Below are 10,602 nucleotides of genomic sequence, written 5' to 3'. Positions count from 1 at the left end.
GCCGGTCAGCCACGACCTGGCGCACTGCCACGCCCGGCTGCCCGTGCAGTACGTGATCCGCCCGCGGACCGCCGAGCACCCCGACTACCGCGGCTACGCCGGCCAGATCGCCGCCGGCACGTTGCACGTCGGCGAGCCGGTGACCGTGCTCCCGTCCGGCCGCACCAGCACCGTCGAGGCCATAGACCTGCTCGGCCGGACCGTGGACTGCGCATGGGCTCCGCAGTCGGTGACCGTGCGGCTGCGCGACGGCATCGACATCTCCCGCGGCGATCTCATCGTGCCGACGGACGAGGCGCCCGCTCTCACGCGCGACGTCCGGGCGACCGTGTGCCATCTCGCCGATCAGCCGCTGACGGCCGGCCACCGGGTGCTGATCAAGCACACCACCCGTACGGTCAAGGCGATCGTCGAGGAGATTCCCTCACGTCTCGCCCTGGACGACCTCTCGCAGCAGCCGGCGCCCGGTGAGCTGCTCGCCAACGACATCGGGCGGGTCCGGTTGCGTACGACCGAACCGCTGGCGCTGGATTCCTACGCCCGGTCACGGCGTACCGGTTCCTTTCTGCTGATCGATCCGGCGGACGGTACGACGCTGGCGGCCGGCATGGCCGACGGCGTGCCGGACGGCAGTGCGGAGGGCGTCGGGTGAACCGCCCGGGTCTCACGATCACCCGCGGGGACGATCACCAGCAGGGACACCGCCGCGAAGCCGTGCGCGCATTGGAGAGGGGGCGTTGCGGGCTGCTCGTGGAAGCCCGCAACGCCCCCTGGCACTGGCCCGAGAGGCGGTGCCCCTCAGGAAACCGATGGGACCTACGAGTTGACCTGGGCGGTCACCTGCACGGAGAAGGTGGTCAGCCGGGTGTAGACGCCGGGGGAGCCGGCCGCCGCGCAACCGTCGCCCCAGGAGGTGATGCCGGCCAGCCGGCCGTCTATGAGCAGCGGGCCGCCGCTGTCGCCCTGGCAGGTGTCCACACCGCCGGAGGCGTAGCCGGCGCACACCATGTCGCTGCTGACGTAACGCGAGCCGTAGGAGCCGCGGCAGCTGGTGTCGGAGACGGTCGGCACGGTCGCGGTGCGCAGCTGGTTGGAGGAGCTGCCGCCGGAGGAGGTGGTGCCCCAGCCGAGGATGCGGGCGGTGGTGCCCGGCGCGTACACGGAGGTGTCGGAGGAGGAGACGTACGGGGCCGTGGCGTACGGCATCGAGGTGGACAGCGTCAGCACGGCCACGTCGTCGCCGCGGGTGACGCTCCGGTAGTCGGGGTGGATCCAGATCTTGCTGACCCTCGCCACGGTGCCGTTGGTGCCGTTGCGGTAGGTGCGCCCGCCGACCACCCGCACGCTGCTGGTGGTCTCGCCGACCATGCAGTGCGCGGCCGTGACCACCTTGGTGGGAGCCACCAGGGTGCCGCCGCAGAACTGCCGCTGCGAGGAGTCGGTGATCTGCATCATGAACGGGTACGCCGACGTGGTGGTCGTCGTACCGCCGACGATCGGCTGGGGAGCGGCACCGGCGGCCGGGGCGGTGAACAGCGCGGTGGCGGCGGCCGCGGCGGTCGCGGCGGCGAGGGCGGCGGTGCGTCTGGCGCGCGTGAGGCGGGACATGGGTCTCCTCAGGGGTTGCCGGTGGGGGGTCGCGCGGGGTGGGGGGTGGTGCACGAGGGCCTGGTCAACCGGCCCCCGTGTGCCCGGGCGAGCGGCACGCACTTACGCTACGACCTGGAGCGCGGCGCCCCAATGAGGGACTCCCCTAAGGGAGTTGTGGAGGGAAAACCCTATGTCCCGCCGGCCACCTCATGTTGATCACGTGTGCCCGTTCGTGGGGTACCCACAGCTGAGTCGGTGTCAGTTCCGGCAACGGTTCGGTGACTTCGGACCCCATGAGGCCGAGCCCGCCTCACCCGGCCGGGCCCGAACCTCACTTCGTGTTGCGCCCCGCCGCCAGCCGGACGATGTCCACCCGGGAGCGGATGCCGAGCTTGCGGTACACGCGGGTGAGGGTCGCCTCGACCGTCTTGACGCTGATGAACAGGCGCGCGGCGATCTCCCGGTTGGTCGCGCCCTCCATCACCAGCGCGGCCACCTGGCGTTCCATGGCCGCGAGACCGTCCAGCGCGGCCGGGGTCGCGGCGGGTGCCGCCTCCGGCTCCGGGGGGCCCGCGGCGGCCGCCGCCTCCACCTGGCGCAGCCAGGGCAGCGCACGGCAGCGCCGGAACAGCCGGGCCGCCTCGTCGTAGGCCGGCGGCCCCGGGCGCCGGGAGCGCAGCCGGGCCAGCGCGAACGCCGCCCGCGCCTCCTCGAGGCCGTAGCCCAGCTTGCCGAGCCGGTCCCGCGCCGACGCCAACTGCGCCTCGGCGGCGTCGTGTTCGCCGCGCGCGGCGCGCACCAGCGCCTCGGCGCGGTCCAGTACGGCGAGCACGCCCGCCCGGTCCAGGCGCAGCGCGTGCACCCGGGTGAAGTTGATCAGCTCATGGGCCTCGCCCGGCTCGCCGATCCGCACCAGCGCCTCGGCGAGGTCGCCCTGCCAGCGGCCGCGCGCCGGGTCGCTGATGCCCATGCCCTGCTCCAGCTCCCGCACCCGCCGCAGCGAACGCACCGCGGCCGCCGCGTCCCCGGAGACCAGCTGGGCGTAGCCGAGCGCGGCCAGGGCGCGCGAGAGGTACATCTGGTCGCCGTCCACCTCGGCGTGGTCCGCGGCCTCGCGGGCCAGCGCCAGCGCGCGGTCCACGTCCCCGCCGGACGCCTCGGCGAGCGAGGCCAGCATGGCGGAGGCGCCCTCGCCGATGCCGGAGTCGCGGGCCAGGCGCAGGCTCTCCCGGGCCAGGTCCAGGGCCCGGCCGCAGTGCCCGGAGCGCAGCTCGGTGTCGGCGAGGAAGCGCAGGAAGTGCACCTCGCTCTCGACCATGCCGCGCCGCCGCGCCTCGCGCAGCAGGGCGGTGATGGACATGCGGGCCTGGGACAGCTGATCGCTCATCAGCAGCCAGCGGAAGCGGGCCATGCCGGCGCCGTTGTGGTGGCAGGCGACGTACGGGTCCTGCGGCTCGCGCAGGGCCCGCTTGATGGTGACGGGGGCGTCGGGGTGGCCCATCAGCGTCTCGGTGGACGCCTGGAAGGCCAGCGACATCAGCTCGGTGCGCCGGTCCCCGCCCCGGGCGGCCAGTTCCGCCGCGTGCGCGGCCTCCCGGCGCGCCTTGTCGAAGTCGCCGTCGACGACCAGCTCCCGCCAGGCCAGCTGGTAGTGGACCAGCGCCAGCAGCCGCGGGTCGTCGCCGGCGTCGGCCAGCACCTGCGGGAAGACCGCGTCGACCTCGCCGAGCGCCTGCCCGGCCGCCTCGATGACCACCATCCAGGCCCGCACCCGCTCCGCGGGCACGGTGGCCCGGGTGAGCACCTCGCGGGCGATGTCCCGCGCCAGGTCCGCCTCGCCGGCGGTGATCGCGTCCTCCGCGGCCTGCAGCCGCCGCTCGTCCGGTCCGGGCGAGCTGCCGGCGGGGGTGTGCCGGGCGGCGAGCAGCCCCAGTGAGGCGGCGACCGAGGGCGCACCGCGGTCCCGGGCCAGCGCGGCGGCCTCCGCGAGCCGGGCCGCCACCTCCGGGTCGGTGCCGGTCGTCGCCAGCGCCAGATGCCGGGCCCGCTCGATCGGGTCGGAGGCGGCCCGGGACAGCGCGGTGTGCACCGCCCGCCGCTCGTGCGCCGGGGCCTCCGCGTACAGGGCCGCCGAGATCAGCGGATGCGCGAACCGCAGCGCCGGCTCCTCCGGGTCGGTCGCCAGCAGCCCCAGGGCGGCGGCCTGCGCGGTCTCCGCCTCGGCGTTCTCCCGGCCCGCCGCGTGCAGCAGCGCCAGCGTGGGACGGGCGCCCGCGCTGGCCACCAGCAGCGTGCGGCGCGCCTCCGCCGAGAGCATCTCCAGGCGGCTGAGGACCAGTGCCCGCAGCGAGGTCGGCACCGGCAGCGGCTCGCCCGGCCGGGGCCTGGTGGGACTCTCGGCGAGGGCACGGCCAAGCTCCAGCGCGAACAGCGGGTTGCCGCCGCTGGTGCGGTGGATGTCGCGGGCCGTGGAGCGGGACAGGCCGGTGTAGCCGCGGTGGTCGAGCAGCGCCGACACCTGGGCGCGGGAGAACGGGCCCAGCCGCACGGCGAGCGTGTCCGGCGGGCAGGCCCGCAGATGCCGGTCGTACTCCTCGTCCTCGGTGCGCACCGCGCACAGCATCTGCACCGGTGTGTCGCCGAGCCGCCGGGCGGCGAAGCCCAGCAGCTCGGCGCTGGCCGAGTCCAGCCACTGCAGATCGTCGGCGACCACCAGCACCGGCCCGTCGGCGGCGAGCGCGCGCAGCGCGGACAGCACCGCCAGGCGCAGCGCGAGCCCGTCCCGCTGCAGGGTGGACTCGCGGCCGGTGAGCGCCGACTCCAGGGCGGTGCGCTGGGCGGCGGGCAGCCGCGGGGCGACCCGGTCGAGGACCAGACCGAACAGATCGGCCAGCGCCAGGAACGGCAGATGCGATTCGGACTCGGTGGCCGAGCAGCGCAACACGGTGCGCGGCGCGGCGGCGTTTTCCGCCGCAAGTGCCCGCAGCACGGTCGATTTTCCTATTCCCGCGGGGCCGTGCAGCAGCACGCTGCCCCCGCGGGCCAGCTGCTCACGGGCGTCGGAGAACAGCTCCTCCCGCCCGATGACCAGGTCGGGGCGGCTCCTGGCAGGCTCCTGGAAGTCCCGTCGCACGGTCACCGCTCCCCTCCGTGTGGCGTGTCCCGGCCAATATTAGGCAACGGGCTGTTTATTTCGGACCGACGGTCTCGTGAGGGAAATAACAGCGGCCGCCGCAACGGGTAAATCCAAAACGCTCGTCGGCGGTAATCACGACCGTGCAACGATCGCTGACGGAAATCGCCGCAAACCTACGGCAACCACCCGGCCCGGCGGGCCGCCACGACGGCCTGGCCGCGGGTGCGGGCGCCCAGCTTCCGCATCGCGGAGCGCAGATACGCCTTGACGGTTTCGGCCGTCACGCCCAGCTGGCGGGCGGCCGCCGCGTTGGTCGCGCCGGCCGCCACACAGGCCAGCACGTCCAGCTCGCGGGGCGCCAGCCGCACCGGCGCCGAGGGGTCGGGCCCGGCCGTCAGCAGGGAGCACGCCTGCAGCAGCTCGGCCCGCAGGGCCGGGTCCGCGATCCGCGGGGCGAGCGCCCGCAGCGCCGCGTGCGCCTCCCGCACCTGCTCCCAGGCGGCCCCGGACGCCGCGTCCGGCCCCGGCTGCGGGCGGGCCGCCGCCAGCAGCTCACCCGCCTCCTCCCGCACCACCAGCGCCTGCTCGACGTCCCGCGCCGCCTGCACGGCCAGCCCGAGCACCCGGTCGCCGAGCGGCTGCGCCGCGCGCAGCGCCCCGTACAGCACGCCCCGCACCCGCCGCCGCACCACCACCGGGACGGCCACCACCGCGCGCAGGCCCTCGGCGGAGACCGGGCCGTCGTACTCGTGGCTGATCTGCCGCGACGACGAGTAGTCCGTCACCGCGCACGGGCGGGCCAGCGCCAGCGCCTTGCCGCCCAGTCCATTGCCCGAGGTCACCGCGAGCGAGCTCAGCGCGGGCGTGGCCGTGCCGCTGAGCTCGCTGATGCGCACCTGCTGCCGCCCGGGCTCCACCAGACCGCCGAAGGCCACCGGCAGGCCGGTGGTGCGCCGCAGCCGGGCCAGCGCACCGCGGATCTCGGCCGCGTCGTCGACCACCGTCATCCGGTCAGCTGTCACCTGTTCGCCCCTCCACCGCGGCTTCCTGCGGGCGCACCCCCCCTTTCGGGGGTAGTGAGACCTGCATCACGGATTACACGATGGCGACGAGCCGCTCGGCAAGGCTCCGGGACAGGCCGGGGAAGAGTCCGGGACCGAAGGAGGACACATGACGGCGACGGAGGAGTTCCGCAGGGCCAGGGACTTCCTGCTGGAGCACCGGGAGGACTACGCCACGGCCTACGAGGAGTTCCGCTGGCCCCGGCCCGAGCGGTTCAACTGGGCGCTCGACTGGTTCGACGTGATCGCCGACGGCAACGACCGCACCGCGCTCCACCTCGTCGAGGAGGACGGCAGCCAGACCCGGCTGTCCTTCGCCGACCTCGCCCGCCGCTCCGACCAGGTCGCCAACTGGCTGCGCGACCAGGGCGTGAGTGCCGAGGACCGGGTGCTGGTGATGCTCGGCAACCAGGCGGAGCTGTGGGAGACCGCCCTCGCCGCGATGAAGCTGCGCGCCGTCGTCATCCCGGCCACCCCGCTGCTCGGCCCCGCCGACCTGCGGGACCGTGTCGACCGGGGACGCGTGCGGCATGTGATCGTCCGGGCCGCCGACACCGCCAAGTTCGACCAGGTGCCCGGCGACTACACCCGCGTCGCCGTGGGCGAGGGCGCCGGTGACAGCTGGCTGCCGTACGCCGACGCCTACGGCTCCGCCGAGCACTTCGCGCCGGACGGGCCGACCCTCGCCGACGACCCGCTGATGCTGTACTTCACCTCGGGCACCACCGCACGGCCGAAACTCGTCGAGCACACCCATGTGTCGTACCCGATCGGCCATCTTGCGACGATGTACTGGATCGGCCTGAAGCCCGGCGACGTGCACCTCAACATCTCCTCGCCCGGCTGGGCCAAGCACGCCTGGTCCAATCTCTTCGCCCCGTGGAACGCCGAGGCGACCGTCTTCCTGCACAACTACACCCGCTTCGACGCGGCCCGCCTGATGGCCGAGATGGACAAGGCCGGCGTCACCACCTTCTGCGCCCCGCCGACCGTGTGGCGCATGCTCATCCAGGCCGATCTGACCCAGCTGCGCACCCCGCCCCGCGAGGTCGTCGCCGCGGGCGAACCCCTCAACCCCGAGGTCATCGAACAGGTGCGGCGCGCCTGGGGCGTGACCATCCGGGACGGCTTCGGGCAGACCGAGACCGCCGTGCAGGTCTCCAACAGCCCCGGCCAGGTCCTCAAGACCGGCTCCATGGGCCGCCCCAGCCCCGGCTACCGCATCGAACTGCTCGACCCCGTCTCCGGCGCGCCGGGCGCCCAGGAGGGCGAGATCGCCATCGACCTGTCCCAGCGCCCGGTGGGCCTGATGACCGGCTACCACGGCGACCCCGACCGCACGGCGGAGGCGATGGCCGGCGGCTACTACCGCACCGGCGACATCGGCTCCCGCGACGCCGACGGCTACATCACCTACGTGGGACGCGCCGACGACGTGTTCAAGGCCAGCGACTACAAGATCAGTCCATTCGAGCTGGAGTCGGCGCTGCTGGAGCACGAGGCGGTGGCCGAGGCGGCCGTGGTGCCCGCGCCGGACGAGCTGCGCCTGGCGGTGCCGAAGGCGTACATCGTGCTGGCGGAGGGCTGGGAGCCCGGCCCGGACACCGCGAAGGTCCTGTTCGAGCACTCCCGCGAGGTGCTCGCCCCCTACAAGCGGATCCGCCGGCTGGAGTTCGGCCCGCTGCCCAAGACCGTCTCCGGCAAGATCCGCCGCATCGAACTGCGCGAGGCGACGGCGGCCGGTTCGGACAACGAGTACCGCGAGGAGGACTTCCGGTGAGTGCGCTCTCCTATACCCACGGCACCGGCGGCACGGCGCTGCTGGGCGACACCATCGGCGCCAACCTGGACCGCGCCGTCGCCGCCTGGCCGGACCGCGAGGCCCTGGTGGACGTGCCGTCCGGGCGGCGCTGGACCTACGCCGAATTCGCCGCCGAGGTCGAGCGGTTGGCGTCCGCGCTGCTCAACTCCGGCATCGCCAAGGGCGACCGGGTGGGCATCTGGGCGATCAACTGCCCGGAGTGGGTGTTCGTGCAGTACGCCACGGCCCGCATCGGCGCGATCATGGTGAACATCAACCCGGCGTACCGCACCCACGAGGTCGAGTACGTCCTCAAGCAGTCCGGCGTCCGGATGCTCATCGCCTCCCTCAGCCACAAGACGAGCGACTACCGGGCCATGGCGGAGGACGTGCGCGGCCGGTGCCCCGAGCTGCGCGAGGTGGTCTACATCGGCGACCCCAGCTGGGACGCGCTGATCGCCCGCGCCACCCCGGACCCCGTCCACCCGGAGCTGTCCTGCGACGACCCCATCAACATCCAGTACACCTCGGGCACCACCGGCTTCCCCAAGGGCGCCACCCTCTCCCACCACAACATCCTCAACAACGGGTACTTCGTGGGGGAGTTGATCGCCTACAGCGAGCAGGACCGGGTCTGCATCCCCGTGCCCTTCTATCACTGCTTCGGCATGGTGATGGGCAATCTCGCGGCCACCTCGCACGGCGCCTGCATGGTCATCCCCGCCCCGTCCTTCGACCCGGCGGCCACCCTGCGCGCCGTCCAGCAGGAGCGCTGCACCTCGCTGTACGGGGTGCCCACCATGTTCATCGCGGAGCTGAACCTGCCCGACTTCGCGGACTACGACCTGTCCTCCCTGCGCACCGGCATCATGGCGGGCTCGCCCTGCCCGGTGGAGGTGATGAAGCGGGTGGTCGCCGAGATGCACATGGCGGAGGTGTCCATCTGCTACGGCATGACCGAGACCTCCCCGGTGTCCCTGCAGACCCGGCGCGACGACGACCTGGAGCACCGGACCGGAACCGTCGGCCGCGTCCTGCCGCACATCGAGGTCAAGATCGTCGACCCGGCCACCGGCATCACCCAGCCGCGCGGCACCGCAGGCGAGTTGTGCACCCGCGGCTACAGCGTGATGCTCGGCTACTGGGAGGAGCCGGAGAAGACCGCCGAGGCGATCGACGCCGGCCGCTGGATGCACACCGGCGACCTCGCGGTGATGCGGGAGGACGGGTACGTCGAGATCGTCGGCCGCATCAAGGACATGATCATCCGCGGCGGGGAGAACATCTACCCGCGCGAGATCGAGGAGTTCCTCTACGGCCACCCGAAGATCCGGGACGTGCAGGTCGTCGGCGTCCCGCACGAGCGGTACGGCGAGGAGGTCCTGGCCTGCGTCATCCCGCGCGACCCGGCCGCCCCGCCGACGCTGGAGGAGGTGCGCGCGTTCTGCGAGGGCCGCCTGGCCCACTACAAGGTGCCCAGCCGCCTGCAGATCCTGGACTCCTTCCCGATGACGGTCTCCGGCAAGGTCCGCAAGGTCGAACTGCGCGAGAAATACGCAGGGACGACCGCCGGTCAGGCCGTCGGCTGACAGCCGCCGCCGGGCCCCGGGAACGCGGCAGCCGGCCGCCGGTGACGGTCAGCCGGCCGGCCGCCGCATGCAGACCCGGGGCCAGAGGTCCAGGCCGATCCGCGCCTCATGGGCGCGGATCTCCCGCAGCCCCTCGGTGAGTTCGCCGTCCGCGAGGGTGCGGAAGCCGAGGCGCGCGTAGTACGGCGCGTTCCACGGCACCTCGGCGAAGGTGGTCAGCGTGAGACCGGCCAGCTGCTCCTCGCGCGCCCGCTCGGCGGCGTACGCGAGCAGCGCCCGGCCCACACCCCGCCGGGCGGCTCGGGGATGCACCGAGACCTGCTCGACATGCAGCGCCCCGTCCACGGGCTCGGCCATCAGATACGCGTCGGCGACGTCCCCGTCGTCCAGCACACCGACGGCCACCCAGAGCCGCCCGGCCCGCCGGTACCCCTCCAGCACATCGGTCCCGGGCGGTTCGTCCTCGGCGACCCGATCCATCCCGAGCCCCCGGAAGGCCTCACCGGCGGCCCGCTCGATCTCCTGAAGCCGGCCCAGGTCACCGGGTCCGGCGGGACGTATGCGCATCCGCCGAGTATCGCCCTGGTCAGCCCTGGCCGCCCCTCGTTTTCCGCGCGCTCCGCATCCGTTCGCGTGTCCTCGCAGCCGTTTCCGCGTGCCCCGCACCCGTGCTCCGCACGCAGGACCTCTGCTCACGCCCCGCTGCCGTCCAGCTGGTCCGCCGGGGGGTTGACGGGGGTGACCGTGCCGCTGCGTTCGAGGAGGAAGAGGGGGATGCCGAGGGTGTCCGCGCGGGTGTGGGACTCCTTGGTGTAGCCGGTGAGGGAGAAGTAGAGGCAGCCGACCGACTCCGTCATGGCCGTCAGCCACAGGCACTCCACGTCGCGCAGGGTGGCCGGGCGGGCGGAGGGGTCGACATGGGCGAGGACGCCGCGTCCGGCCAGGCCGATGCCGGAGGGCGGGCGGCGGTCCGCGCGGCGGATGCCGCCGTAGCCGAGCCGGTGCATGTAGAGCACGACGGCGGTGACCGCGTCGCGTGCCGTGCGGATGGTCACGGACGGCAGGGCCGGGCGTTCCGGGGCGTCGGCCGTCACCGGGATGCGCAGCACGGTGCCGCAGGGGCAGCCGAGCTCCGGGCGGGGCCACTGCCCGCGCCGCCCGCAGCTGCCGCAGGGCACCGTGATCCAGTCCTCCTGCCAGGCCCGGTGCACAACCCGGGTGGCCACCCCCTGCTTGTCCAGCGGGGGGACGACGGGCGCGCCGCAGGCGCAGGGGTACGAGGGTGCCGTGTAGCGGTGCGCACGCCGGCACGCGGGGCAGCGCACCGCCAGGCTCTGGGGCATGGCCCACTCCCGGATGTCTCTCGGCTCAGGGCAGCGCCCCCATGGTGCTCCACCGCCCGGGCGCCTGTCCGGCGCTTGGCCG

The 10,602-nt window shown here is 73.7% G+C and carries 8 protein-coding genes; 3 read left to right on the top strand and 5 right to left on the bottom strand.

From position 1 onward, the window contains the following. A partial coding sequence (locus ABD198_RS01735) for an elongation factor 1-alpha C-terminal domain-related protein (RefSeq protein WP_425580395.1) occupies positions 1-652 on the top strand: 652 nt, incomplete at its 5' end. 164 nt (positions 653-816) lie between these two features. Here the strand turns inward: ABD198_RS01735 and ABD198_RS01730 are convergent. The 3 genes from ABD198_RS01730 to ABD198_RS01720 all read right to left on the bottom strand — a co-directional run bounded on the left by ABD198_RS01730 (position 817) and on the right by ABD198_RS01720 (position 5,733). After that, positions 817-1,608 carry a S1 family peptidase gene (locus tag ABD198_RS01730; protein ID WP_343997486.1) on the bottom strand — a complete coding sequence of 264 codons (792 nt, stop codon included), beginning with the start codon at positions 1,606-1,608 and terminating at the stop codon, positions 817-819. Positions 1,609-1,921: 313 nt separating this feature from the next. Continuing rightward, positions 1,922-4,729, bottom strand: coding sequence for an ATP-binding protein (locus ABD198_RS01725; protein WP_343997484.1), 2,808 nt, complete (start codon positions 4,727-4,729; stop codon positions 1,922-1,924). A gap of 170 nt (positions 4,730-4,899) precedes the next feature. Further along, positions 4,900-5,733, bottom strand: coding sequence for a LuxR C-terminal-related transcriptional regulator (locus ABD198_RS01720; RefSeq protein WP_343997498.1), 834 nt, complete (start codon positions 5,731-5,733; stop codon positions 4,900-4,902). A gap of 163 nt (positions 5,734-5,896) precedes the next feature. Between ABD198_RS01720 and ABD198_RS01715 the strand changes: the two genes are divergently transcribed. Beyond that, positions 5,897-7,567, top strand: a complete 1,671-nt coding sequence (locus ABD198_RS01715; RefSeq protein WP_343997483.1) for an AMP-binding protein — start codon at positions 5,897-5,899, stop codon at positions 7,565-7,567. Continuing rightward, entirely contained in the window at positions 7,564-9,177 is a 1,614-nt protein-coding gene (locus ABD198_RS01710; protein ID WP_343997482.1) for an AMP-binding protein, read from the top strand. Before ABD198_RS01715 ends, ABD198_RS01710 begins: the two co-directional genes overlap by 4 nt. A gap of 48 nt (positions 9,178-9,225) precedes the next feature. Here the strand turns inward: ABD198_RS01710 and ABD198_RS01705 are convergent, their stop codons facing one another. After that, positions 9,226-9,744, bottom strand: a complete 519-nt coding sequence (locus ABD198_RS01705) for a GNAT family N-acetyltransferase (protein WP_343997481.1) — start codon at positions 9,742-9,744, stop codon at positions 9,226-9,228. A gap of 125 nt (positions 9,745-9,869) precedes the next feature. Further along, positions 9,870-10,520, bottom strand: coding sequence for a hypothetical protein (locus ABD198_RS01700; RefSeq protein ID WP_343997480.1), 651 nt, complete (start codon positions 10,518-10,520; stop codon positions 9,870-9,872). Between the last annotated feature and the right edge of the window lie 82 nt (positions 10,521-10,602).

The sequence above is a fragment of the Streptomyces thermocarboxydovorans genome, from assembly GCF_039524635.1.
In the GTDB taxonomy this organism is placed as follows: domain Bacteria; phylum Actinomycetota; class Actinomycetes; order Streptomycetales; family Streptomycetaceae; genus Streptomyces; species Streptomyces thermocarboxydovorans.
The sequence above is the reverse complement of the archived record's forward strand: the minus strand, read 5'-3'. Positions and strand labels throughout refer to the sequence as shown.